Source organism: Streptomyces sp. NPDC026575 (assembly GCF_055567415.1).
This window is the reverse complement of sequence record NZ_JBVHQM010000006.1, coordinates 303,560-326,254: the sequence shown is the minus strand read 5'-3', so window position 1 is coordinate 326,254 and position 22,695 is coordinate 303,560. Positions and strand designations below refer to the sequence as shown.

The following is a 22,695-nucleotide window of genomic DNA, read 5'->3' as shown; positions in this document are numbered from 1 at the left end:
CGTCTGTGCTCAGGGGCAAGGGTCGTCACGTTCATGCTAGGCGGCCTTTCTGTGGTCGGACCGGCAGTCGCGGCAGCGGCCCGGTTCGGGTGCGCGGAAGGCGCGGTCGCAGTCTTCGCAGGTCTGGAGTGGATGGGGGCGTGCCACGAGCGGTGTGGCGTGTACGGGCGGCGGCAGCAGCGCGGTGAGGCGGTGTGCGAGCAGGCCGGCCGGGTGCTTCAGGTCGTCGGGGAGGCGTGCAGTCAGGGTGCGTCGTACGGCATCGGGGGCGGCGCCGCGCTCCAGCCAGGCCGCCACTGCCGGGGTCAGGCGGCGTACGTCCTGCTCGGCAAGCAGCAGCCGTGGTGCATGGCGGTGCAGCTCCGAGAGGAGGGCGGCGGCGGTGCGGTGATGCTCAGGGGCAGGGCTGCACGGCTCGGGGAGACGTTCCCGAGGTACGGGAGTGGGGTCGGGTGCTGGGGGCCGGGTGGCTTCTGGCGTGGGCTTCGGGGCGGCCGGCGTCGGCTTCTGGGGGCGCTCGGGCGTGCGGGTCGGCCTGGGTGCCGCTGTGACGGCCGTGCCCGGCTGGTTGTACGAGACAGTTCGGGTGACGACCTTGCCGCCGGGGAGTCGTTCCCTGGTGCGCTTCAGATAGCCGTGGGCCTCCAGCTCCCGTAGCGCCCCGGCGATGCGGTGCTCGCTCTCGGGGAAGCGGGCCGACAGGAACTTGATGCCGACCAGGGCGCCCACAGGCAGCGACTGGATGTGGACGGCGAGCCCGATCGCGACGAGGGAGAGCTCGCGGTGCTGGGCGAGGTGGTTGCCGACGACCGTGTAGCGGGTGGTGTGCCGGATGTTGACGTGAATGACACCGGATCGGGCGGTCGGGCGGGGAACGGGAGACGAGGCGCGCGAGGGCGCGCTAGGGTGCTGCAAAGCCATCGGGAAGCTCCTACTTCCTCGGTGGTCAGGCCCTCGATCGGGATTGCGAGTCCCGGCCGGGGGCCGTCGCATGTCTGGAGTTGTTGCGGCGAGCATATGCCGGTGAACCCGTAGGAAATCCAGCCCAGTTGGGCGATGTCACCTGAGTGGGTGACGGGAGGCCGGAGGGGTGGGGAAGGGTATTTTCCCGGGGATTTCCCGGTTCTTTAAGCCTTGATGTCGTGGCGCGTCGCGTCGTGGTCACCCGCGTCGTGCTCCACCGGGTCGCGGCAGGTGCGATGCGGTGAACGGCGTGGTGACCAGGGCGATTTCCGCCCACACCGTTTTGCAGGGGACGGGTCCCGGGGTGACGCCCCAGCGGTCGGCGAGCGCCGCGACGAGGAGCAGTCCGCGGCCCGACTCGCTGTCGGCCGGAGGCTCCGGGTGCTCCGGGCGCTCCGCGAGGACGGGCAGCCGCTCGGCGCGGGCGTCGGTCACCTCGATACGCAGTGTGTCGCCGTGCACGGTCAGCATGAGCCGGAAGTCCCGCCCCGGTACGCGGCCATGAAGCACGGCATTCGCGGCGAGTTCGGCGATGACGTGGGCGGCGGTGTCCATGGGGAGCCCCCAGGAACGGAGTTGTTCGGTGGCGAGCAGCCTCGCGAGCCGGGCGCCTCGTCGGGTGGCGGAGAGCTGGACCGCGAACTGCCGTGTGCGGGTGTCGGTTTGGGGGATTTCTCGGTTCATGTCACTCAGCGTGGCGATGCGTGCGTACCGTGCACAGCGGTGGCGCCCTTGCGTACGGAGACTGTCCCGGGCTTGTCCGGTGCTGTCCCGGCTGTCCGGAGTGACATCGCGCCGAGTCGGGGCGTTGACCAGGAACGGATCTCGGAGGTGGGCGCGGATGGGCGTAGACGGCGAGAGCGTGGGGACCGGGGAGACGGGGGAGACCGGGGCGGACGAGCCGGGCTGGGACGTCGATCCGGACGACGAGTCGGGGGCGGCGGTGGTCGCGACGGTCGGCCGCCAGCTCAAGGCGTGGCGCGAGGCGGCCGGGCTGCGGGCCGCGGAGTTCGGGGCGGCGATCGGGTATGGGGAGGACCTGATCTACAAGGTGGAGGGCGGGCGGAAAGCTGTCCGCCATGAAGCGGGATGTGGCGGAGGCCCGGTACCCGAAGAAGGTGCGGGAGCTGGCGAAGTTGGAGGAGCGTGCGGTCGAGCTCTTGGCGTACGGCAGTCACAGCCTGCACGGGTTGTTGCAGACGGAGGGTCACGCGCGGGCGCTGCTCGGTACGCGGCGCCCCGCACTGTCGCAGGGTGAGTTGGAGCGAGCGGTGGCCGCGCGCATGGCCCGACGGTCGATCTTTGAGCGGGCGCCTGCCCCTGAACTCAGCTTTGTGCTGGAGGAGGCGTCACTGCGGCGCCCCGTCGGGGGTGTGACGGTATGGCGTCGGCAACTCGAACGGCTTCTGCAGCTAGCCGAGTTGCCCTACGTCGAGATCCAGGTAATGCCGATTGCGCGGTGGAACCACCCGGGAACCGGCGGGCGGATTCAGGTGCTGAAGTTCGCTGACGGTTCGGCTGTTGGGCGCATTGACGATGAGTTTGCTGGTCGTCCGGTTTCCGACCCCAGGCGGCTCCGCATCCTTGAGCTGAGGTATGGCATCATCCGGGCACAAGCTCTCGCGCCAGCAGAATCGCTGGCCTTCATCGAGCAAGTGCTGGGAGAATCATGATCCACAAGCTCTCCGCCGGGCATGGTTCCGAGCTGCAGTGGTTCAAGAGCAGCTACAGCGACACGAGCAACCCCAACGACTGCGTCGAAGTCGCCAGCGCCCCCGGCCTCGTCCACGTCCGCGACTCCAAGAACACCCACGGCCCCCGGCTCGGCTTCACAGCTGGCGCGTGGGCCGACTTCGTGTCGTACGTGGTCGAGACGTGATGCCCAAGTCCCCTGTTGGGGGTGCTGCCGACCTGGAGTGGTTCAAGAGCAGCTATAGCGACAGCAGCAACAGCAGTGAGTGCGTTGAGGTCGCGACCACCCCCGGCACGATCCATGTGCGCGACTCCAAGAACACCCATGGGCCCCGCCTCGGCTTCACGCCGACCGCGTGGGCCGACTTCGTGACGTACATGGTCGAGCGCTGAAGACGACTGAACGCAACGCGCCCCGCTCCCCGGTGAACCCGGGAGCGGGGCACATGGCGTGAGAAGAGCAGAAGGCCCTCAGATCCCGGCCGCCACCGACAGATCCTCCTTGATGGCCGCCAGCGTCCCGGCCGCGCGCCCGCGGGCCTCCGGCAGGCCGTCCGTCGATGCCACCGGGACCACGACCTCCAGGTAGCACTTGAGCTTGGGCTCGGTGCCGCTGGGGCGGACGACGACGCGGGCGGCCTCGATACCGGCCTCCGGCGCGCCGGAGAGGTAGTAGCGCAGGCCGTCGGTCGGCGGCAGCGCCTCACTGCCCTCGTTCAGGTCGTCGGCGCGCTGCACGGTCAGGCCCGCCAGCGAGGTCGGCGGCTGCTCGCGCAGCCTGCGCATCGCGTCGGAGATCAGCGACAGGTCCTCGACGCGGACCGAGAGCTGGTCGGTGGCGTGCAGCCCGTGCTCCACGGCCAGCTCGTCCAGCAGGTCCGGCAGGCCGCGCCCGGCAGCCTTCAGCTCCGCGGCCAGTTCGGCGATCAGCAGGGCGGCGGTGATGCCGTCCTTGTCGCGTACGCCCTGCGGGTCGACGCAGTAGCCGAGCGCCTCCTCGAAGGCGTAGCGCAGAGAGTCCACCCGGGCCAGCCACTTGAAGCCGGTCAGCGTCTCCTCGTAGGGGAGCGAGGCGCCGGCGGCGATACGGGACATCAGCTGGGAGGAGACGATCGTCGTGGCGAAGGTGCCGGACGCGCCCTTGGCGACCAGGTGGGCGGCGAGCAGGGCGCCGACCTCGTCGCCGCGCAGCATCCGCCAGCCCTCGGGCGTGCCGGGGGCCGGTACGGCGACGGCGCAGCGGTCCGCGTCGGGGTCGTTGGCGATGACGATGTCCACCTCGCCGGTGCCCTTCGACCGGGCGGTGGCGAACGCGAGGTCCATCGCGCCCGGCTCCTCCGGGTTGGGGAAGGCGACCGTGGGGAAGTCCGGGTCCGGCTCGGCCTGCTCGGCGACGACCGCGGGGGCCGGGAGGCCGGCCCGGTCGAAGGCGGCGAGGAGGGTGTCCCGGCCGACGCCGTGCATCGGCGTGTAGACGACCTTCACGTCCCGGGGGGAGCCGGGGGTCAGGACGGCGTCGGTGCGCTCCAGGTAGGCCGCGAGGACGGCGTCGTCGAGGGTGTCCCAGCCGGACTCGGGGCGCGGTACGTCGGCCAGCGAGCGGATCGCGGCGATCTCGGCGGCGATCTCGCCGTCCGCGGGCGGCACGATCTGCGAGCCGTCGCCCAGGTAGACCTTGTAGCCGTTGTCGCGCGGCGGGTTGTGGCTGGCGGTGACCTCGACGCCGGCCACCGCGCCCAGGTGGCGGATCGCGAAGGCCAGTACGGGGGTGGGCAGCGGGCGCGGGAGCAGCGCGGCGCGCAGGCCCGCGCCGACCATCACGGCCGCGGTGTCGCGGGCGAAGTCGGCGCTCTTGTGGCGCGCGTCGTAGCCGATGACGACCAGGCCCGAGCCCTCGCCCTTGGCCTTGAGGTACGCGGCGAGGCCGGCCGCGGCCCGGATGACCACCGCGCGGTTCATCCGCATCGGGCCCGCGCCCAGCTCACCGCGCAGCCCGGCGGTGCCGAACTGCAGGGTGCCGGTGAACCGCGCGGCCAGGTCGGCCGTGGTGCCGGGGTCGCCGGCGGCTTCGATGAGCTTGGACAGCTCCTCCCGGGTCTCCGGGTCGGGGTCCTCGGCCAGCCATGCCTGGGCCCGGTTGATCAGCTCCGCGGGATCGGTAGCCACGTGATGCTCCTGACGGTGGATGCGGGGTGGGGGCGCGCTGCGGGTGCCCGTGGGCACGGCTTCGCTCCGGCTCGTCACGCTTACCCGGTGGGCGCGTGCGGGGAGCCGCAGATCCGGCCAATGCGGGGCCGGGGCGGCGGTGGCGGGCCGGCGCGGCGGGCGGCGCGTCCGGCCGGTCCGTGGGGACCGGCCCGGGACGCGGCCCGCGCACCCGCCGCGGCCGTGGCGCCGCGGTGGCTCAGAGCTTGCCGAGCACCTGGGCGAGCAGGCTGCCCATCCGGGTCGCGGAGTCGCGGCCGGCCTGGAGCACCTCCTCGTGGTTGAGCGGCTCGCCCGTCATGCCGGCGGCGAGGTTCGTCACCAGCGACAGGCCGAGCACCTCGGCGCCGGCCTCGCGGGCCGCGATGGCCTCCAGGACGGTGGACATGCCGACCAGGTCGGCGCCCAGCGTGCGGATCATCTTGATCTCGGCCGGGGTCTCGTAGTGCGGGCCGGGGAACTGGGCGTAGACGCCCTCCTCCAGGCTCGCGTCGACCTCCTTGCACAGCGCGCGCAGCCGCGGCGAGTACAGGTCGGTCAGGTCGACGAAGTTGGCGCCGACGATCGGGGAGGTGGCGGTGAGGTTGAGGTGGTCGCTGATCAGGACCGGCTGGCCGGGGCGCATGCCCTCGCGCAGGCCGCCGCACCCGTTGGTGAGCACGACGGTCTTGCAGCCGGCCGCCACGGCGGTACGGACGCCGTGCGCGACGGCGGCCACGCCGCGGCCCTCGTAGTAGTGGGTGCGGCCCAGGAAGACCAGCGCCCGCTTGGCGCCCACCTGGTAGGAGCGGATCTTGCCGCCGTGGCCGGCGACCGCCGGGGGCGGGAAGCCGGGCAGCTCGGTGACGGGGAATTCGTGCTCGGGCGCGCCCAGGGCCTCGGCGGCCGGCGCCCAGCCGGAGCCCATCACCAGGGCGACGTCGTGGGTCTCGGCGCCGGTCAGCTCGCGCAGGCGGGCGGCGGCGTCGGCGGCGGCACCCTGTGGGTCGCGCGCGATGTCCGGGGTAACAGATGCGTTCACGCGGACGAGGGTAGCCGGTAATCCCCTACGCGCGTAGATGTCGCTGCCCACGGTGCTGGGATCGTTGTCTTGTGGCATTTGCCAAAGGCCCGTCCCCCGGGCGCGTCGCGACACCCGTACGGACGCATCCGGGCCCCGGCCCCGGGCGCACCGCGTTCCCGGCCCGCCCGGACGCTCCTCAGCAGGGCCGCTTGCGCAGCTCCATCACATAGTCGTGCGGGGCGCCGGCCGACTCCGCGGCGTCCGCGATCTCGCCCAGGTACCGGGCGGAGGGCAGTCCGCCCTCGTAGCCGTTGAGCACATAGATCCAGGCCGTCTCGTCGCCTTCGAGGGTGTGCACCCGCACCCGCATCCGCCGGTAGATCTCCATGCCGACGCCCTCCCAGCGGTCCAGGGACTCCTCGTCCATGGGGGCGATGTCGTAGAGGGCCACGAAGAGCTGGGAGCCCGGGTCCTCGACGACCGTCACCAGCGCGCCCTCCCAGCCCATCTGCTCGCCGCCGAAGGTCAGCCGCCAGCCGTTGAGCCAGCCGGTGCCGCGCAGCGGCGAGTGCGGTGCGCGGCGGGACATCAGCCGCGCGTCGAGGTTGCCGGCGTACGCGGCGTAGAGCGACATGGTTCCGAGGGTACGGGAGGTTGCCCGCCGGGCTCGTGGTACCGGAGGTTCGTCCGACCGGGCACTGCGGAGGGCGTCCGGACGGCTGCGGGGCGCACACGGCGCCCCCGGGCGAGAGGGAGCTTCGGGCGTGCGGGACAATGGAGTACGTGACTCGGATCGTGATCATCGGTGGCGGACCCGGCGGATACGAAGCGGCCCTGGTGGCGGCCTCTCTCGGCGCGGAGGTGACCGTCGTCGACTGCGACGGTCTGGGCGGGGCGTCGGTGCTCACCGACTGCGTGCCGTCGAAGACCCTTATCGCCACGGCCGAGGTGATGACGACCTTCGACTCCTCGTACGAGGAGCTCGGCATCATCGTCGAGGACGACACGCCGCACATCGACCGGCCGGCCCGGGTCGTCGGCGTCGACCTCGGCAAGGTCAACCGGCGTGTGAAGCGCCTGGCGCTCGCCCAGTCGCATGACATCACCGCTTCCGTGACCCGCGCCGGCGGCCGGGTCATGCGCGGCCGCGGCCGGCTGGAGCCGGGCCAGGCGCCGGACGGTTCGCGCAAGGTGACGGTGACCGCCGCCGACGGCACGTCCGAGGGCCTGATCGCGGACGCCGTGCTGATCGCCACGGGCGCGCACCCCCGCGAGATCCCCGACGCGCTGCCCGACGGCGAGCGGATCTTGAACTGGACGCAGGTCTACGACCTCGACGAGCTGCCCGAGGAGCTCATCGTGGTCGGTTCCGGTGTCACCGGCGCCGAGTTCGCCGGTGCCTACCAGGCGCTCGGCTCCCGCGTCACCCTCGTCTCCTCCCGCGACCGCGTGCTGCCGGGCGAGGACCCGGACGCCGCCGCCGTCCTGGAGGACGTCTTCCGCCGCCGCGGCATGAACGTCATGGCGCGCTCGCGGGCGCAGTCCGCCAAGCGGGTCGGCGACCGCGTCGAGGTCACCCTCGCCGACGGCCGGACGATCTCCGGTACGCACTGCCTGATGGCGGTCGGCTCGATCCCCAACACCGAGGGGATCGGCCTGGAGGCGGCCGGCGTCAAGCTCAAGGACTCCGGCCACGTCTGGACCGACAAGGTCTCGCGCACCACCGCCCCCGGCGTGTACGCGGCCGGCGACTGCACCGGCGTCTTCGCGCTGGCGTCCGTCGCCGCGATGCAGGGCCGGATCGCGATGTACCACTTCCTCGGCGACGCGGTGACGCCGCTGAACCTCAAGACCGTCTCCGCGAACGTCTTCACCGACCCCGAGATCGCCACCGTCGGCTACTCCCAGGCGGACGTCGACAGCGGCCGGATCGACGCCCGGGTGGTGAAGCTGCCGCTGCTGCGCAACCCGCGCGCGAAGATGCAGGGCATCCGCGACGGTTTCGTGAAGCTCTTCTGCCGTCCGGGCACGGGCATCGTCGTCGGCGGTGTGGTGGTCTCCCCGCGTGCCAGCGAGCTGATCCACCCCATCTCGATCGCGGTCGACAACAATCTGACGGTCGAGCAGATCGCCAGCGCCTTCACGGTCTATCCGTCGCTGTCCGGTTCGATCGCCGAGGTCGCCCGGCAGTTGCACTCCCGTAAGACCGCGGGCGAGTAACCGGCCCTCTGGCGACAAAGAAGCGACACCCTGGCGCCCATAGGCGATTGAAAACTTTGTGCCCCCCGTGAGCACTGGGGATGAAACGTCCCTGCATGGACCGGCGGCCGGGCCGCGGCGGCGATGCGCCGCCGCACCGGCCGTCAGGGCGGCTGACCAGGCAGCAAGCGGGCGGTGCCGCGCGGCAGTTCGACGTAGGCGCGACATATGCGCGCCGCATACCACGTCACGCCTTGCGCTGTGAACAACTTCCGTTAATTGGTGCAACCTGCTGAAAACAGACGGTCGTTGGCGTTACTGTCAGTTTCGTGTTCGCTGCAGAACGTCGCCAATTGATCCTTGAAATGGTGCGCGCCAACGGGGCGGTTTCGCTCCGGGAGCTCGCCCGCGTCGTCCAGACCTCCGAAGTAACCGTACGGCGGGATGTGCGGGCGCTGGAGGCAGAGGGACTGCTCGACCGCCGGCACGGCGGTGCGGTCCTGCCGGGAGGTTTTACCAGGGAATCCGGATTCCCGCAGAAATCCCATCTAGCGACCGCGGAGAAAACGGCCATCGCCGATCTCGCGGCCGGCTTCGTCGAAGAGGGCGAGGCCATTGTCGTCGGCGCGGGAACGACCACCCAGGAGCTGGCCCGCCGGCTCGCCCGTGTCCCCGGACTCACCGTCGTCACCAACTCCCTGCTCGTCGCCCAGGCGTTGGCCCATGCCAACCGCGTCGAGGTCGTGATGACCGGCGGCACCCTGCGCGGCTCCAACTACGCGCTGGTCGGCAGCGGTGCCGAGCAGTCCCTCCAGGGCCTGCGGGTCTCCCGCGCCTTCCTGTCGGGCAGCGGTCTGACCGCCGAGCGCGGCCTGTCCACCTCCAACATGCTCTCCGCCAGCGTCGACCGGGCGCTGGTCCAGGCGGCGGGGGAGGTGGTGGTGCTCGCCGACCACACCAAGCTCGGCTCCGACACGATGTTCCAGACCGTCCCGACGGACGTGATCACCCGCCTGGTCACGGACGAGCCGCCGGCCCACGACGACCGCGCCGCCACCGAACTCCAGGCGCTGGCCGACCAGGGGGTCCAGATCGCCGTCGCCGGCGGTCCGGGTGCGGGGCACGCGGCGGGCCAGCCGGGCCTGGACGGCTCGGCCGGTGACCGCAGGGGACCGCGGCGGGACGTCCCGCTGCCGGGCCAGCGGCGCAGCCATGCGCCGGGTGCCGCGGGCGGTGGGCCGCAGCTGCGCCCGGCGGCGTCGCTGAGCGAACCGCCGGGCGGCGGCCGGGTCGCCGATCTGGCGCCACGGCGGCGCTGAGCGCGACTGCCGGCGCGAGCGGCCGGCCCGGGGAAGGCGCCCTGCCGGCAGCGCGCCTTCTCAGGAAGAGCCGCTCTCCGGCTTCAGTCCGCGCAGGGTGAGCCTCAGCAGCCGGTCGGCGAGCTTCGGATCGTCCGGGGACTCCTCGACGGCCAGCGCGATGCCGTTGGTCAGCTGCATCAGATCGCCGATGCTCACATCCGGGCGTACCGCCCCGGCCTGCTGGGCGCGGGCCAGCAGTGCGCCGCCGGCCTCCCGCATCGGCACGCTGCACCGCGCCATGCCCGAGCTCTCGTCCGCCGAGGCGGTCATCAGGGCCCGCGACAGTCCGCGGTAGGTGCTGGCGTGGGTGATGATCGCGCGCAGCCAGTCGACCAGCGCGGCGCACGGCTGGGGCGCGTCGGCCAGCTGGCCGGCGTACGCCAGCAGGGCCTCCACCTCGCTCTGGAAGACCGCGCCCATCAGGGCGGTGCGGTTGGGGAAGTGCCGGTAGAGGGTGCCGATGCCGACACCGGCGCGGCGGGCGATGTCCTCCAGCGAGGTGTCCGTGCCGTGTTCGGTGAAGGCCGTCCGGGCCTCGGTCAGCAGCCGTTCGTAATTGCGGCGCGCGTCGGCCCGCATGGGGCGTACGTCGTGTGCCCGCGCCGGTGCGGACGCCATCGGACCCCGCGCCGCCTGCCGCTGCCCTGCCGTCTCCGTCGCCATCGCCGTCCTTCCTCGACCCGGCCGGTTTGCGGCCCGGTGGATCCAGGATGCCATTGCCCGATCGGGGGGTGTTCCGGTGCGGTATGCAAGGAATGCCGGAGGTGCCCTCCTGTTGTCCCGGGGGGGTGCTCCCGCGCCCCGCCCGGTGGACGGCCGGCGCACGGGGCGTGAAGTCGCGGCGTACCGCGGTGGTCGCGCGGCCGAACTCCTCGGGCGGGCCGCAACGCCGCGCCGTCAAGAGACATCAAACCTGGCGCAATGAGGTCTTCCGGGCTGTTCCGGAGACCCGGGAAGACGCCGTGCCAGGCCGCCGGGGAGTGGCGCGCGGCGCCGGACATCTGGGGAAAACGTCATGGGACTGACCAGCCGGTCGCTGTTGTACGCCATGGCCGCGGTCGCCGTGGTCTGCGTAGGACTCACGCTCTGGCTGTGGCCGCGGTTCGCCGGGCGCGGGCCGCGGGCGCTGCTGGGGCGGCTCGGCTCGATCGCCGCCACCCAGCTGACCATCGTGGCGGCGCTGGGCCTCGCGGTGAACGCCAACTTCCAGTTCTACGGCTCCTGGCACGAGTTGCTCGGCCTGTACGACGACGCGCCGGCCGCCGCCGGGAAGTGGGGCGACGGCGGTATGGCCGGGCCCGCCGGCGACCCGTCCAAGGGCCTGGTCCAGACGTCGGGCCCGGACGGCATGGACAAGGTGCACGGGCTGCCCAAGGGCCCGCCGGACCAGGTGGGCAAGGTCGAGGCGGTGCGGATCGTCGGCAAGCGGACCCGGGCGGTGGACCCGGCCTATGTCTATCTGCCGCCGCAGTACTTCCAGCCGCAGTACGCCCGTCAGCGCTTCCCCGTCATCGTCGCGCTCAGCGGCTACCCGGGCGGCACGTTCCTGCTGGCGCAGCATCTGCGGCTGCCGCAGACCGCCGCCGGGCTGATCCGTGCCGGGCGGATGCAGCCGACCGTCATCGTGATGATGCGGCCCACCATCGCGCCGCCGCGCGACACCCAGTGCGTCGACGTGCCCGGCGGTCCGCAGGCCGAGACCTTCTTCGCCCGGGACGTCCCCGACGCCCTGAAGTCGCACTACCGGATCGGCCACGACCCCGGCGGCTGGGGCGTGCTGGGCTACTCCTCGGGCGGCTCCTGCGCCCTCCAGCTCAGCATGCGGCACGACCGCACCTACACCGCGGCGGCCGCCCTCTCGCCCGACTTCAAGGTCAGCAACGACCCCACGACCGGCAACCTCTTCGGCGACGGCCGGGACCGGGTCCGCCGCCGCCAGGAGCACGATCTGATGTGGCGGCTGCGGCATCTGCCGGCCCCGCAGATCAGCGTCCTGGTGGGCACGAGCCGTACGGGCGAGAAGAACTACCCGGCCGCGCGGGCCTTCCTGGACGCGGTGCGGCCGCCGATGAAGGCCGACGCCGTCGTCCTGGACCACGGCAGCCACAACTTCGCCACCTGGCGGCGCGAGGTGCCCTCGGCGCTGGAGTGGATGGACAAGCGGCTGACGTTCCCGGAGGACGTGGTGGGCAACTCGTAGCGCGGGCGCCGGCGGCGGCCGGGGAAGGTCCCGGACCTGTGCGAGGGGCTCGCGGCGGTCCACCGCCACGAGCCCCTCGAAGGTTTCGGAACTACCGGGTCAGTCCTTGATCTCGCAGATCACCGCGCCGGACGTGAGCGCGGCGCCGACCTCGGCGGTCAGGCCCTTGATGGTGCCGGAGCGGTGCGCGTTCAGCGGCTGCTCCATCTTCATCGCCTCCAGGACGACGACCAGCTCGCCCTCGGTGACCTGCTGGCCCTCCTCGACGGCGACCTTGACGATGGTGCCCTGCATCGGCGAGGCGAGCGCGTCGCCGGAGGCGGCGCTGCCGGCCTTCTTGGCGGCCTTGCGCTTGGGCTTGGCGCCACCGGCGACCGCGGCGCGGGCCAGCGGCATGCCGAGCGAGGACGGCAGCGAGACCTCCAGGCGCTTGCCGCCGACCTCGACGACGACCGTCTCGCGGGTGTCGGCCTCGGACTCCTCCGCGCCGGGCGCGGCGAACGGGGCGATCTCGTTGACGAACTCGGTCTCGATCCAGCGGGTGTGGACGGTGAACGGGTCCGCGGAGCCGGTCAGTTCGGGGGCGAACGCCGGGTCCTTGACGACCGCGCGGTGGAAGGGGATGGCCGTGGCCATGCCGTCCACCTGGAACTCCGCCAGCGCACGGGCGGCGCGCTGCAGGGCCTGCGCGCGGGTGGCGCCGGTGACGACCAGCTTGGCCAGCAGGGAGTCCCAGGCCGGGCCGATGACCGAGCCGGACTCCACGCCCGCGTCCAGGCGGACGCCGGGACCGGAGGGGGCGTCGAAGCGGGTGACCGTGCCGGGCGCCGGGAGGAAGTTGCGGCCCGGGTCCTCGCCGTTGATGCGGAACTCGAAGGAGTGGCCGCGCACCGCCGGGTCGTCGTAGCCGAGCTCCTCGCCGTCGGCGATCCGGAACATCTCGCGGACCAGGTCCAGGCCGGTGACCTCCTCGGTGACCGGGTGCTCGACCTGGAGGCGGGTGTTGACCTCCAGGAAGGAGATCGTGCCGTCCTGGCCGACGAGGAACTCGCAGGTGCCGGCGCCCTCGTAGCCGGCCTCCTTGAGGATGGCCTTGGACGCGCGGTACAGCTCGGCGTTCTGCTCGTCCGTCAGGAACGGCGCGGGGGCCTCCTCCACCAGCTTCTGGTGGCGGCGCTGGAGCGAGCAGTCACGGGTGGAGACCACGACCACGTTGCCGTGCTTGTCGGCCAGGCACTGGGTCTCGACGTGCCGCGGGCGGTCCAGGTACCGCTCGACGAAGCACTCGCCGCGGCCGAAGGCGGCGACCGCCTCACGGACGGCCGAGTCGTACAGCTCGGGGACCTCGTCCAGGGTGCGGGCGACCTTCAGACCGCGGCCGCCGCCACCGAACGCCGCCTTGATCGCGATCGGCAGGCCGTGCTCCTTGGCGAAGGCCACGACCTCCTCGGCGCCGGAGACCGGGTCGGGGGTGCCGGCGACCAGCGGCGCACCGGCGCGCTGGGCGATATGCCGCGCGGCGACCTTGTCACCGAGGTCGCGGATGGCCTGCGGAGGAGGGCCGATCCAGGTCAGCCCGGCGTCGAGGACGGCCTGGGCGAACTCGGCGTTCTCGGAGAGGAAGCCGTAACCGGGGTGGATGGCGTCCGCGCCCGAATCGGCGGCGGCGGCCAGGACCTTGGCGATGTCCAGGTAGCTGGTGGCAGGAGTGTCACCGCCCAGGGCGTAAGCCTCGTCTGCCGCGCGGACGTGCAGAGCGTCCCGGTCGGGGTCGGCGTAGACGGCTACGCTGCCGATCCCCGCGTCCCGGCATGCACGGGCAACGCGAACAGCGATTTCGCCACGGTTGGCGATGAGCACCTTGCGCACGATGGGTCCTTCCTTGGCGCTTCGCCGCATCAATAGGGATGCGGCGATTTTAGGGACTGGCGACACCGCGTGCCGACCCGTTCCCTGGGGTGAGCTTTCCCACACGGAGTGTGCCCGGAGCGCCAGTGAGGGGCCTAAGTCCCCTGGTGTCCCAGGGTAGGCCCGGATTCACGGGCTCCGGCGAGAGACGCGGTGTGGCCTAGGTCTCGAACCTCCGGGATCCAGCGGATCGTCAATTCTTTGTGGAGTCCCTACGAATGGGCGAAGAAAACTTTGCCGCCGGCTCCGTCCGTCGGCGTGCCGCCGGACGCTCGCCCGCAGTCGTCCGCACCCACTCGCGCAGAACCCTTGCCCTGGCTATTACCCATTAGTAGCGTGCCCGATGTCTTTGTACTCGCGGTAACGGATGTCTTCCGGAAGTGGGTGGGCGGGGTGATGGCACGACGACCGGTGGCGGCGGCCGCGGCGGTGGTACTGATCCTGGAGGCCGGCGGGATCGTGCTGCTCAACTGGATCCTGAGCATCGTCGTGGACCGGCAGCAGATGTCGCTGGCGGGTCTGCAGCCCCGCGCGATGTCCACCGGCTCCTGGATAGGCGGCGTCCTCTTCGGGCTCTATCTCCTGTTCTGCGCCGCCGTCCTGATCCGCACCGCGGTGCGCGACCGCGCCCCGGGCGGCTTCGGCCGTATCGCCCTGATCAGCGCCGCCGTGGTGCACGGTCTGCTGGGCGCCTTCGCCGTCGGCCTGGTCGGCTGGGTCGCCTTCCTCGCGATGAGCGTCGTGCTGGGGCTGCTCGTGCTGACGCTGGTGGCGTACGGGGAGGGCCGCAGCGGGCAGGAGAGCGACGGCGGACCCGAGGGCGCCCCGAACGGGCCGCCGGCGGCGGCGCCCGGCACGGTCTGAGAGCACCCGCACCGGATCCTCCGCACAGGCACCCGGACGGCCACCCGCACCGCCACCCGCCCCCGCGCCCGAACTCCCCGCCGCCCGGCCCCGGTCGACACCCCCTGAGGGCCCGCGACACGCCCGGGTTAGGCTCAGCGCGCTGTGTCGTCGACGGGGGATGGTGCGCATGCAGGCGTCAGTTGCGGCTGCCGGAGCGCGAACGGGCGCGCCGGTGACGATCGGCCCGTACGCGGTGCTGGGCCGGCTGGACGACGAGGCGTCCCAGGTGCCGGTACCCGAGCGGCGGTTCATCGGGCGCAGCGCCGACGGGGACCGCACGGTCCTGATCGGGCTGCCGCTCCCCGGAGCCGACCCCGGCCGGTTCCTGGCCGAGGCGGAGGCATCCCGCTATCTGCTCGGGCCGTGGTCCGCCCCGGTCGCCGAGCTGGCCGCCCCCGGTGACGCGCCCTGGCACGCCCGCCCCTACCTCCCGGTGGTCCCGCTGCCGGCCGCACTCGCCGTGCACGGCGGCCCGCTGCCCGAACGCACCGTGCGGGCCCTGGGCGCCGCCCTTGTCGAGACCCTGATCATCGGGCACGGGCAGGGGCTCAGCCACGCCGGCGTCTCGCCCGCGGCCGTCCTGCTGGCGGCGGACGGGCCCCGGCTCACCTGCTTCGGGGCGGTACGCGCCGCGGCCGAGGACGGCACCGCGCGCTCCGGGCTGCCGGGCCTGGAGTCCGGGAGCCTGCCGCCGGAGCAGGCCGGTGGCGGGCACCCGCAGCCGGCGGGCGACATCTACGCCCTGGGCGCGACCCTCGCCTACGCCGCGACCGGCCACACCGTGCCGGAACGACAGGAGTTGCCGGCCGCCCTGCGGTCCGTCGTCACGGCCTGCCTGTCCCGGGACCCGGCCGCCCGGCCGCGTCCGGCGGAGCTGCTGGACGCGCTCAGCCCGATCACCGCGCACCCCGGCGCGGGCCCCGACGCCGCCGGCAACCCCGCCGAGCGGGCCGCCGCCGCGCTCGGCCCCGGCTGGCTGCCCGGCCGGATCATCGCGGCCCTGGCCCGCCAGTCGGCCGGGCTGCTCGCCGCGACCCTCCCGCCTTTGCCCGCCGCACGCCAGGACTGACACCGCCATGCCCTTGCCCCTGACCCACGACGACCCGCACGGCTTCGGCCCCTACCGCCTCCTCGCCCGGCTGGGCAGCGGCGGTATGGGCACCGTCTACCTGGCGCGCTCGCCGGGCGGCCGGACCGTGGCGGTCAAGACCATGCACGCCCGGATCGCCACCGAGGCCGCCTTCCGCACCCGGTTCCGGCTGGAGGCGGACGCCGCCCGGGTCATCGGAGGACGCCACGGCGCCCAGGTCGTCGAGGCCGATCCGCTCGCCGAAACCCCCTGGATCGCCACCGAGTACGTCCTCGGCCCGCCGCTGGACGAGGCGGTGGAACTGGCCGGCCCGCTGCCCGAGGCGTCCGTACGGGCCCTGGGCGCGGCGCTGTGCGGGGCGCTCGGCCAGCTGCACCGCTCCGATGTCGTGCACCGCGACCTCAAGCCCTCGAACATCATGGTCACCGCCGACGGCCCGAAGGTCATCGACTTCGGTATCGCCCGCGCCCTGGGCGACGACCGGCTGACCCAGACGGGCGCCGCGGTCGGCACCCCCGCGTTCATGTCGCCGGAGCAGGCGACCGGCGGGGAACACACCCCGGCCGGGGACGTCTTCGCGCTCGCCGGGGTCCTGGTCTTCGCCGCCACCGGCCGCGGCCCCTTCGGCGACGGGCAACCCGCGGACCTGCTGTACCGGGTCACCTACGGCGAACCCGACCTCACCGGCACCCCCGCCGCCCTCGCCCCGATCCTGACCCGCTGCCTGGCCAAGGACCCCGCACAGCGCCCGACCACCGCCGAGCTGTCGGCCCGGCTGCACGACGGCGGCGGCGCGTTCGCCGACCTGCTTCCGGACGCGGTGCTCGCGGAGATCGGGCGGCGGGCGAGCGAGGTCTGGCAGATCGTGCCGCAGCGGCTGCCCGCACCGGCCGACCAGCCGGCGACCGTGCCGATGGCCGACGGGCCCGCCACGGGCGGCCTCTCCCGCCGGGGGCTGCTGATGGCCGGCGCGGGGTCGGTGCTCGGCGTGGCCGGGGCCGGGGCCGGCGTCTGGGCGTGGCTGGGGCGGGGCGGGACCGACCCGGGGCCGACGGGTCCGTACGAGAAGCCGACGCCCGGTCCGAGTGTCGGCGCGCTCAAGAAGAAGAAGCTGGATTCGGTGTGGCAGATCCAGAACGGCGGCACCTATGACGACGAGTCGCCCGATGCCCCCTTCGTGCTCGGCGGCGTGCCCGTCGTGGTGGGCAACACGCAGATCTACCGGATGGACCCGGCGTCCGGCGCGGTGAAGTGGACCGCCGACATCGACGGCACCTGGCAGGTCGCCTCGGACGGCGAGCGCCTCTTCCAGAACGTCAGGGTCGCGCACTACGACGACCCCAAGAGCGGGATTCCGCGCACCGTCGACCGGTTCCTCGCCCGCGTCGACCTGGCCACGGGCAAGGCCGGCAAGCACCTCGCCGAGATCACCGACGCGAACTTCGGCGGTATCGACAGCCAGTTGCTGGCGGTCGCCGGCGACACCGCCTACCTGGCCGTCTCGCAGGGCAAGGTCAAGATGTACCAGCGGCAGATCCCCTGGGCCGTGACCGCCGTGGACCTCGCCTCGGCGCGCCGGCCGTGGACCGAGCCGCTGCCGTTCCGGTCGGCGAAGTCCGACGAGTGGCACTTCCTGGCCGCCAAGGTCGCCGACGACCGCCTGCTGCTCCTGCAGCAGATGAACGACGGCAAGGTCCGGATCGTCGCCCGGAGCACCCGCACCGGGAAGGTCGTCTGGGACAAGCCGTGGGACGTCGGGCCGGCCGCCGCGCACCACCCGCTGACGGCCGACGGCACGCACCTGTACCTGGGCACCGGGCGGCTGCGGGCGCTGCGGCTGAGCGACGGCGGCCAGGCGTGGGAGGCGGCCGATGGCAGGAGCTACGGGCCGCCGGTCCTGAAGGACGGTGTGGTGTACGCGGTGCGGAAGGGCGTCGGCCTCGTCGGGACCGACGCCGCCGGCGGGAAGCCGCGCTGGAGCGAGAAGGGCGGCGACGGCGCGCAGGCGTCACTCATCTCCCGCCCCGTCATCGGCTCCCGGTACGCGTACACGTACAGCAAGAGCGAGGGGGCGCTGCGGGCGATCGACCTCGGCTCGCGCACCACCGCCCACCTCTACAAGGCCAACGGGGACCGCTTCACCGCCGTGGCGCAGAGCAAGATGATCATGGCGTCGGGCGAGCACTTCCTCGCCGGCTTCCCCCTCCGGTAGTACGGCGGCTCCACAGGCCACCGGACCCTCGGACACCTCCCACCCACCCTCCCTCCCTCCCTCCCTGCCTCCCTCCCACCTCCGCAGAAAGCCGCGACCATGAACCCTCTCGGCACCGGCGACCCGCTCCGCCTCGGCCCGTACCGCCTGCTCGGCGTGCTCGGCGAGGGCGGTATGGGCAAGGTCTACGTCGGGCAGGACGCCGAAGGCACCGTCGCCGCGGTCAAGGTGCTCCGGCCCGAACTCACCGGCGAGACGAACCTCGTGCAGCGCTTCGTCCGCGAGGCGCAGGCGGCGCGGGCGGTGACCGGCAAGGGCGTGGCGCGGGTGCTCGGCGCGCAGACCGAGGGCGGCCGGCCGTGGATCGCCACCGAGTTCCTGGCCGGTCCGACCCTCGACGAGGCCGTCGAGGCATACGGCCCGTTCGACGACGCGGCCGTACGCGCCCTGGCCTCCTCGATCGCCCGCACGCTGGAGGACATCCACGCCGCGGGCCTGATCCACCGCGACCTCAAGCCCCCGAACATCGTCCTGACCTCGACCGGGCCGCGCGTCATCGACTTCGGTATCGCCCGCCCGGAGCACGGCCTCACCCTGACCACCACCGGGCAGATCCCGGTGACCCCCGGCTACGGCGCGCCCGAACAGGTCCTGGGCCGCCGGGTCGCCTCCCCCGCCGACGTCTTCTCCCTCGGCGCGGTCCTGGTGTACGCGGCCAGCGGCCACCGCGCGTTCGACGCCACCCATATCGCCGCCCTCCAGTACAAGGTCGTCCACGACGAGCCCGAACTCCACGGCGTCCCCGAGCAGCTGCGGCCGCTGATCGCCCCCTGCCTCGCCAAGGACCCGGCCACCCGGCCCACCCCCGCCCAGATCGCCGCGGCCTTCGCCGCGCCCAAGGGCGCCGAACGGGCCTGGCGGCGCGGCCGGGTGGCCGCCGCGATCAAGGAGCGGGAATCCCGGATCCACGAGCTGACCACGCTGACCGCGGGGGAGGCCGCCGGCTCCCCGGTCCCGGTGACCCGGCGCCGGCTCCTGACGGGCCTGGCCGCGGGCGGGGTGGTCCTCGCGGCGGGCGGCGGCGCGGCCGTCGCGCTCTGGCCGCCCGCCCGCACCGCGCCGGTGAAGAAGAAGACCGACCTCTTCGCCTTCCCGCCGGCCGTGCGGACCCCCGAGGCGCATGTGCTGAACGCGGACGACGGCGACTTCATCGTCGGCGGCTCGCCGAAGGAGCTCTGGGGCCCGATCGAGGTGCTCGACTCGGAGACCCCGGCGCCGCTGCCCGTACGGGACGTCATCGTCGTCGGCGCGGCCGGCGGCGGGATCGCGGCCCACAACGTGGTGGACGGCAAACGCCGTTGGGCCGTCCGCGACATCAAGGCGACCGGCCGCTACCTCTCCCTCTCCGACCGCCTGATAGCCGCCGTCGACTCCGAGGGCACCCTCCGCACCTTCGTCGCCTCCACCGGCGAACCCCGCTGGACCGCCGACGCCGACGCCGAACAACTGCTGGCCGCCGACGACGAGGCGGTCTACCTCGTGACCAAGGACCACCGCCTGCGCGCGGTGGGGCGGTCCGATGCCAGGGTGCGGTGGACGGCGCGGCCCACCGGCGACTTCAGCGGCGCCCTCACCCCGCCGGGTGTCGCCGCCGAAGGCCGGCTGGTCGTCTCCACCGACAAGGGCGATGTGCTGGCCTTCGCCACCTCCGACGGGCACCGGGTCTGGGATCTGCGCAAGCAGTGGGACGGCGCGATCCGCCCGGCGGTTCACGGCTCGACGGTCTACCTCAACGGCAGCACGCTCACGGCCCGGAGGCTGGCCGACGGCAAGAAGCTGTGGGAGGTCGAGGCGCGGGACGCGGCCTGGCACAAACACCAGGACTGGGGCCCGGCGACCCCTTACGACGACGATCTGCTCTACGCCACGCACGGCAACTGGGCCCGCAAGATCAAGCGCAGCGACGGCAGCAAGATCTTTGAGTGCCGCGGGACGGCTGACCTCAGCCGCCCGGTGCTCCTCCAGGGAAACGGGGTGTGGTTCATCGACGAGGACATCTGGAACCAGGTCAACGCGGTGGATCAGCGCACCGGCTACCCGGCCTGGTCTTTCGGGCTGCCCAAAGCGGAGCGCCGCTGGCTGGCGGCTGATGGCAACCGGGTCTTCGTCTTGAACGGGACATCGCTGTATGCCCTGCCGGTGTTCTGATCCGGGGTATTCGGGAGCCCTCGGTAGCGCTGTTCGCGTACCTTGTATTGATCATCCCGGGTGCATTTGAAGAGCCGTACTGCGCGAAACTCCCGCACCACTGACCTCTGGGGTGATGCGTCGTCAACTACGAGGGGGAAACCTGATGAGGAAGTCCCGGTCCATGGTGGCCGCGGCCATGTCGGTGCTGGTCGGTGCCGTCTTGACCAGCGGCATCGCGGTGGCGAGCCCATCCGGCTCGACGGAGGCTCACACTGTTCGGGGTTCTGGCGCAACGTCTGCGGCGGCCACGCCGCGCGCCGCTTCGCCGGTTCAGGTGAGGACTCTGGAGGCGGTCACGTTGCGCGCGGAGCCGACGACTGGTTCCACGGCCTTGGGCGTTGTCGGCAAGGGCGTGAAACTCCTCGCCTATGAGGGGGCGATTCACGGTAAGTACAAGGCGTGTGGGAAAAGCGGAAACAAGTGGGAGCGCGTGGCGAAGGACGGAACTGATATCAAAGGCTGGGTGGCGAGTAGCTGCCTGAAATACCCCTGGAGCTAACCCGCACACATCGACTGCTCATTGCTGCCGGCCATGAGCAGTCAGCGGGCCCGGAGCGCCCGCCCCGGGCCCGTGAAAGGTTCAGCCCTTCACCGGTGCGTGCTGCCGCAGCACCTCCATGAACGCCCGCATCCAGTCCGGGTGGTCGGGCCAGGCGCGGGCGGAGACGACCTTGCCGTCGACGACGGCCGGGGCGTCGACGAATTCGCCGCCGCCCATCTCCACGTCCGGTGCGCAGGCCGGGTAGGCGGCGGTGCGGCGGCCCTTGAGGACGCCGAGGGGGGCGAGGGTGGTGGCCGCGTGGCAGATGTGGGCGACGGGCTTGTCGGTGTCGAAGAAGTGGGTGACGACGCGGCGGTAGTCGGGGTCGTTGCGCAGGTACTCGGGGGCCCGGCCGCCCGGGAGGACCAGCCCGGCGTAGCCGGCCGGGTCGACCTCGGACAGGGCGAGGTCGGAGGGCCAGGAGTGGCCCGGCCGTTCGATGTAGGTGTCGAAGTTGTCGACGAAGTCGTGCACGACGAACTGCAGCTTCTTGCGCGACGGGGCCGCGATACGGACCTCGTAGCCCTCCTCCAGCAGCCGCTGGTACGGGTAGAAGAACTCCAGATCCTCGGTGGCGTCGCCGGCGATGAGCAGGATCTCGGGCATGCTGCGCACTCCTCGTGGGTCGGGCGGACCGGTGTGATCCGGCTGATCGGTTCGATCAGGCCGTATCGGATCAATCGGTTCCCCACGCCGTGACGTTGAATGCGTCGCCCACCGCAGGCCGTCCGGTTCGCAGTACCGAGAACTTCGATCCGAAGGCGACACCGCCCTCGGGGACGCGGCGGTAGGAGGCGAGGGTGCGCAGCGGCTCGGGTCCGGCCTTGGTGCCGGTGCGCTGGTCGACGAGGGTGACGGCGCAGCGGACGGCGAGCTTGGCGAAGCCCAGTTCGCCGTCGCCGATGGTGACCCGGCGGGCCCGGTCCTCGGTCTGCGGTTCCGGCCATCCGTCGACGACGATGTTCGGCCGGAAGCGCTCCATCGCGACCGGGGCGCGTCCGGCGGCGGTGATACGGGCGTTGAGGTCGTCGAGGGAGGCCAGGGACAGGACGTGGACCGGGCTGCTGTCGGCGAAGCCGGAGGTGCCCGGGGTGCACCCGTCGGTGACCCGGTCGTGCTCCGGCGGTACCCGTACGAGCCGGCTGGGCGCGCCGAGCACCTCGGACAGCCAGCCGGCCGCCGCCTCGCCCTGGTCGACGGCGCGGTACGGCGCGCCGAACATCTCGACGTCGACCCGGGCCGCGGATTCCGTGCCGTAGGCGATCTCGCACGTCAGGGGGGCGATTCCCGGTGCGGACAGGGTGAGTTCGCTGCCGTTGGCGCCGACCTCGGGGCGTATGACCGCAAGGGCGGGGTCGGTGCGCTGGCTGCGGAAGACTCCGTCCTTGCCGACGACCATGAAGCTGCGGTCGTGGGCGAGGCCGGCCCGGGTGAGCTCCGCCGAGGCGGCCGGGGTGCCGGCGCAGCCCTTGACGGGGTAGCTGATCAGTTCGATGACGGTTGCCATACGGGCAGCCTAGGAAAGCTTCAGGTCCACAGCTGGGTGATCGCCACGTCCAGGTCCGCGAGCAGGCGGCGCAGCAGCGGCAGGGAGAGGCCGATGACGTTGCCGGGGTCGCCGTCGATGCCGTCGATGAAGGGGGCGGAGCGGCCGTCGAGGGTGAAGGCGCCGGCGACGAAGAGCGGCTCGCCGCTCGCGACGTACGCGGCGATCTCGTCGTCCGTGGGCTCGCCGAAGCGGACCGTGGTGGAGGCGGTGGCGGACACCTCGCGGCCGCCGGCGGTGTCGATGACGCAGTGGCCGGTCCGCAGCACGCCGGAGCGGCCGCGCATGGACTTCCAGCGGGCGGTGGCGTCCTCGGCGTCGGCGGGCTTGCCCAGCGCCCGGCCGTCCAGCTCCAGGACCGAGTCGCAGCCGACGACCAGCGCGCCGGCGGCCTCCGGGCGGGCGGCGACGGCCGCGGCCTTCGCCTCGGCCAGGACGCGGGCCAGCTCACCGGGCGTGGCCGCGGTCAGCGCGTCCTCGTCGACGCCGCTGACGATGACCTCGGGCGCCAGCCCGGCCTGGCGCAGCAGGGCCAGCCGGGCCGGGGACTGGGAGGCGAGGACGAGGCGGCGGGGGCGGGCGGGGGAGTGGGGCTGCTCTTCGGTCATGGGCGCCATCG

20 protein-coding genes and 1 pseudogene are annotated in these 22,695 nt (G+C 72.7%); 11 read left to right on the top strand and 10 right to left on the bottom strand.

The features are described 5' to 3' along the window. Nucleotides 1-36 precede the first annotated feature (36 nt). Together ACZ4NB_RS11260 and ACZ4NB_RS11255 are read right to left on the bottom strand one after the other, a co-directional pair. Entirely contained in the window at nucleotides 37-921 is an 885-nt protein-coding gene (locus tag ACZ4NB_RS11260; RefSeq protein WP_467660262.1) for a helix-turn-helix domain-containing protein, read from the bottom strand. Nucleotides 922-1,161: 240 nt separating this feature from the next. Beyond that, nucleotides 1,162-1,647: an ATP-binding protein gene (locus tag ACZ4NB_RS11255; RefSeq protein ID WP_467660261.1), complete on the bottom strand. Its 486-nt coding sequence runs from the start codon at nucleotides 1,645-1,647 to the stop codon at nucleotides 1,162-1,164. Between the two features lie 157 nt (nucleotides 1,648-1,804). On the opposite strand from ACZ4NB_RS11255, the pseudogene ACZ4NB_RS11250 reads away from it, so the two are divergent. The 3 genes and pseudogenes from ACZ4NB_RS11250 to ACZ4NB_RS11240 all read left to right on the top strand — a co-directional run bounded on the left by ACZ4NB_RS11250 (nucleotide 1,805) and on the right by ACZ4NB_RS11240 (nucleotide 3,048). Beyond that, nucleotides 1,805-2,636: pseudogene (locus ACZ4NB_RS11250) on the top strand (helix-turn-helix domain-containing protein). Further along, nucleotides 2,633-2,842 (top strand): DUF397 domain-containing protein, encoded by a 210-nt coding sequence (locus ACZ4NB_RS11245; RefSeq protein WP_467660260.1) that lies wholly within the window; start codon nucleotides 2,633-2,635, stop codon nucleotides 2,840-2,842. The pseudogene ACZ4NB_RS11250 and the gene ACZ4NB_RS11245 overlap by 4 nt, the downstream one beginning before the upstream one ends. After that, on the top strand, nucleotides 2,842-3,048 hold the full coding sequence (locus tag ACZ4NB_RS11240; protein WP_467660259.1) for a DUF397 domain-containing protein: 207 nt from the start codon (nucleotides 2,842-2,844) through the stop codon (nucleotides 3,046-3,048). The genes ACZ4NB_RS11245 and ACZ4NB_RS11240 overlap by 1 nt, the downstream gene beginning before the upstream one ends. Nucleotides 3,049-3,126: 78 nt before the next feature. Here the strand turns inward: ACZ4NB_RS11240 and ACZ4NB_RS11235 are convergent, their stop codons facing one another. The 3 genes from ACZ4NB_RS11235 to ACZ4NB_RS11225 all read right to left on the bottom strand — a co-directional run bounded on the left by ACZ4NB_RS11235 (nucleotide 3,127) and on the right by ACZ4NB_RS11225 (nucleotide 6,497). Then, complete coding sequence (locus tag ACZ4NB_RS11235) at nucleotides 3,127-4,821, bottom strand: phospho-sugar mutase (protein WP_467660258.1); 1,695 nt, start codon at nucleotides 4,819-4,821, stop codon at nucleotides 3,127-3,129. A gap of 238 nt (nucleotides 4,822-5,059) precedes the next feature. Continuing rightward, on the bottom strand, nucleotides 5,060-5,881 hold the full coding sequence (locus ACZ4NB_RS11230) for a purine-nucleoside phosphorylase (RefSeq protein ID WP_393489540.1): 822 nt from the start codon (nucleotides 5,879-5,881) through the stop codon (nucleotides 5,060-5,062). 178 nt (nucleotides 5,882-6,059) lie between these two features. After that, nucleotides 6,060-6,497: a gamma-glutamylcyclotransferase family protein gene (locus ACZ4NB_RS11225; RefSeq protein ID WP_467660257.1), complete on the bottom strand. Its 438-nt coding sequence runs from the start codon at nucleotides 6,495-6,497 to the stop codon at nucleotides 6,060-6,062. Between the two features lie 140 nt (nucleotides 6,498-6,637). On the opposite strand from ACZ4NB_RS11225, the gene ACZ4NB_RS11220 reads away from it, so the two are divergent. Together ACZ4NB_RS11220 and ACZ4NB_RS11215 are read left to right on the top strand one after the other, a co-directional pair. After that, entirely contained in the window at nucleotides 6,638-8,083 is a 1,446-nt protein-coding gene (locus tag ACZ4NB_RS11220) for an NAD(P)H-quinone dehydrogenase (protein ID WP_393489535.1), read from the top strand. A gap of 308 nt (nucleotides 8,084-8,391) precedes the next feature. Then, complete coding sequence (locus tag ACZ4NB_RS11215; protein WP_467660255.1) at nucleotides 8,392-9,381, top strand: DeoR/GlpR family DNA-binding transcription regulator; 990 nt, start codon at nucleotides 8,392-8,394, stop codon at nucleotides 9,379-9,381. A gap of 60 nt (nucleotides 9,382-9,441) precedes the next feature. On the opposite strand, the gene ACZ4NB_RS11210 is transcribed toward ACZ4NB_RS11215, so the two are convergent. Then, a complete protein-coding gene (locus ACZ4NB_RS11210) occupies nucleotides 9,442-10,002 on the bottom strand; it encodes a TetR/AcrR family transcriptional regulator (RefSeq protein ID WP_467660344.1) in 561 nt (186 codons plus the stop codon). A gap of 436 nt (nucleotides 10,003-10,438) precedes the next feature. On the opposite strand from ACZ4NB_RS11210, the gene ACZ4NB_RS11205 reads away from it, so the two are divergent. Next, a complete protein-coding gene (locus tag ACZ4NB_RS11205; protein WP_467660253.1) occupies nucleotides 10,439-11,623 on the top strand; it encodes an alpha/beta hydrolase in 1,185 nt (394 codons plus the stop codon). A gap of 99 nt (nucleotides 11,624-11,722) precedes the next feature. Here ACZ4NB_RS11205 and ACZ4NB_RS11200 read toward each other — a convergent pair whose 3' ends face one another. Then, entirely contained in the window at nucleotides 11,723-13,492 is a 1,770-nt protein-coding gene (locus tag ACZ4NB_RS11200; protein WP_467660251.1) for an acetyl/propionyl/methylcrotonyl-CoA carboxylase subunit alpha, read from the bottom strand. 435 nt (nucleotides 13,493-13,927) lie between these two features. Here ACZ4NB_RS11200 and ACZ4NB_RS11195 point away from each other — a divergent pair, with 435 nt between their 5' ends. The 5 genes from ACZ4NB_RS11195 (at nucleotide 13,928) to ACZ4NB_RS11175 (ending at nucleotide 20,488) form a co-directional block, all read left to right on the top strand. Continuing rightward, nucleotides 13,928-14,395, top strand: coding sequence for a hypothetical protein (locus ACZ4NB_RS11195; RefSeq protein ID WP_467660249.1), 468 nt, complete (start codon nucleotides 13,928-13,930; stop codon nucleotides 14,393-14,395). Nucleotides 14,396-14,564: 169 nt separating this feature from the next. Next, the gene (locus tag ACZ4NB_RS11190) at nucleotides 14,565-15,506 is read left to right on the top strand and encodes a protein kinase family protein (RefSeq protein WP_467660248.1); all 942 of its coding nucleotides are present in this window, start codon (nucleotides 14,565-14,567) and stop codon (nucleotides 15,504-15,506) included. Nucleotides 15,507-15,513: 7 nt separating this feature from the next. Next, nucleotides 15,514-17,739, top strand: coding sequence for a protein kinase domain-containing protein (locus tag ACZ4NB_RS11185; RefSeq protein WP_467660246.1), 2,226 nt, complete (start codon nucleotides 15,514-15,516; stop codon nucleotides 17,737-17,739). Between the two features lie 99 nt (nucleotides 17,740-17,838). Next, the gene (locus tag ACZ4NB_RS11180) at nucleotides 17,839-19,947 is read left to right on the top strand and encodes a protein kinase domain-containing protein (protein WP_467660244.1); all 2,109 of its coding nucleotides are present in this window, start codon (nucleotides 17,839-17,841) and stop codon (nucleotides 19,945-19,947) included. 163 nt (nucleotides 19,948-20,110) lie between these two features. Then, complete coding sequence (locus ACZ4NB_RS11175; RefSeq protein WP_467660242.1) at nucleotides 20,111-20,488, top strand: SH3 domain-containing protein; 378 nt, start codon at nucleotides 20,111-20,113, stop codon at nucleotides 20,486-20,488. Between the two features lie 81 nt (nucleotides 20,489-20,569). Here ACZ4NB_RS11175 and ACZ4NB_RS11170 read toward each other — a convergent pair whose 3' ends face one another. The 3 genes from ACZ4NB_RS11170 to ACZ4NB_RS11160 form a co-directional block, all read right to left on the bottom strand. Next, nucleotides 20,570-21,136 carry a DJ-1/PfpI family protein gene (locus ACZ4NB_RS11170; protein ID WP_467660240.1) on the bottom strand — a complete coding sequence of 189 codons (567 nt, stop codon included), beginning with the start codon at nucleotides 21,134-21,136 and terminating at the stop codon, nucleotides 20,570-20,572. A gap of 70 nt (nucleotides 21,137-21,206) precedes the next feature. Next, nucleotides 21,207-22,037 (bottom strand): MOSC domain-containing protein, encoded by an 831-nt coding sequence (locus tag ACZ4NB_RS11165; RefSeq protein ID WP_467660238.1) that lies wholly within the window; start codon nucleotides 22,035-22,037, stop codon nucleotides 21,207-21,209. Between the two features lie 20 nt (nucleotides 22,038-22,057). Beyond that, complete coding sequence (locus tag ACZ4NB_RS11160; protein WP_467660236.1) at nucleotides 22,058-22,693, bottom strand: nucleoside triphosphate pyrophosphatase; 636 nt, start codon at nucleotides 22,691-22,693, stop codon at nucleotides 22,058-22,060. Between the last annotated feature and the right edge of the window lie 2 nt (nucleotides 22,694-22,695).

Bases quoted from the DNA above. Each gene is read 5' to 3' on its own strand.
- ACZ4NB_RS11170 (WP_467660240.1), bottom strand. From the start codon at position 21,136: ATGCCCGAGATCCTGCTCATCGCCGGCGACGCCACCGAGGATCTGGAG.
- ACZ4NB_RS11195 (WP_467660249.1), top strand. From the start codon at position 13,928: ATGGCACGACGACCGGTGGCGGCGGCCGCGGCGGTGGTACTGATCCTG.
- ACZ4NB_RS11255 (WP_467660261.1), bottom strand. From the start codon at position 1,647: ATGAACCGAGAAATCCCCCAAACCGACACCCGCACACGGCAGTTCGCG.
- ACZ4NB_RS11205 (WP_467660253.1), top strand. From the start codon at position 10,439: ATGGGACTGACCAGCCGGTCGCTGTTGTACGCCATGGCCGCGGTCGCC.
- ACZ4NB_RS11185 (WP_467660246.1), top strand. From the start codon at position 15,514: ATGCCCTTGCCCCTGACCCACGACGACCCGCACGGCTTCGGCCCCTAC.
- ACZ4NB_RS11190 (WP_467660248.1), top strand. From the start codon at position 14,565: ATGCAGGCGTCAGTTGCGGCTGCCGGAGCGCGAACGGGCGCGCCGGTG.
- ACZ4NB_RS11260 (WP_467660262.1), bottom strand. From the start codon at position 921: ATGGCTTTGCAGCACCCTAGCGCGCCCTCGCGCGCCTCGTCTCCCGTT.
- ACZ4NB_RS11220 (WP_393489535.1), top strand. From the start codon at position 6,638: ATGGAGTACGTGACTCGGATCGTGATCATCGGTGGCGGACCCGGCGGA.
- ACZ4NB_RS11210 (WP_467660344.1), bottom strand. From the start codon at position 10,002: ATGCGGGCCGACGCGCGCCGCAATTACGAACGGCTGCTGACCGAGGCC.
- ACZ4NB_RS11240 (WP_467660259.1), top strand. From the start codon at position 2,842: ATGCCCAAGTCCCCTGTTGGGGGTGCTGCCGACCTGGAGTGGTTCAAG.
- ACZ4NB_RS11175 (WP_467660242.1), top strand. From the start codon at position 20,111: ATGGTGGCCGCGGCCATGTCGGTGCTGGTCGGTGCCGTCTTGACCAGC.
- ACZ4NB_RS11165 (WP_467660238.1), bottom strand. From the start codon at position 22,037: ATGGCAACCGTCATCGAACTGATCAGCTACCCCGTCAAGGGCTGCGCC.
- ACZ4NB_RS11160 (WP_467660236.1), bottom strand. From the start codon at position 22,693: ATGGCGCCCATGACCGAAGAGCAGCCCCACTCCCCCGCCCGCCCCCGC.
- ACZ4NB_RS11225 (WP_467660257.1), bottom strand. From the start codon at position 6,497: ATGTCGCTCTACGCCGCGTACGCCGGCAACCTCGACGCGCGGCTGATG.
- ACZ4NB_RS11245 (WP_467660260.1), top strand. From the start codon at position 2,633: ATGATCCACAAGCTCTCCGCCGGGCATGGTTCCGAGCTGCAGTGGTTC.
- ACZ4NB_RS11180 (WP_467660244.1), top strand. From the start codon at position 17,839: ATGAACCCTCTCGGCACCGGCGACCCGCTCCGCCTCGGCCCGTACCGC.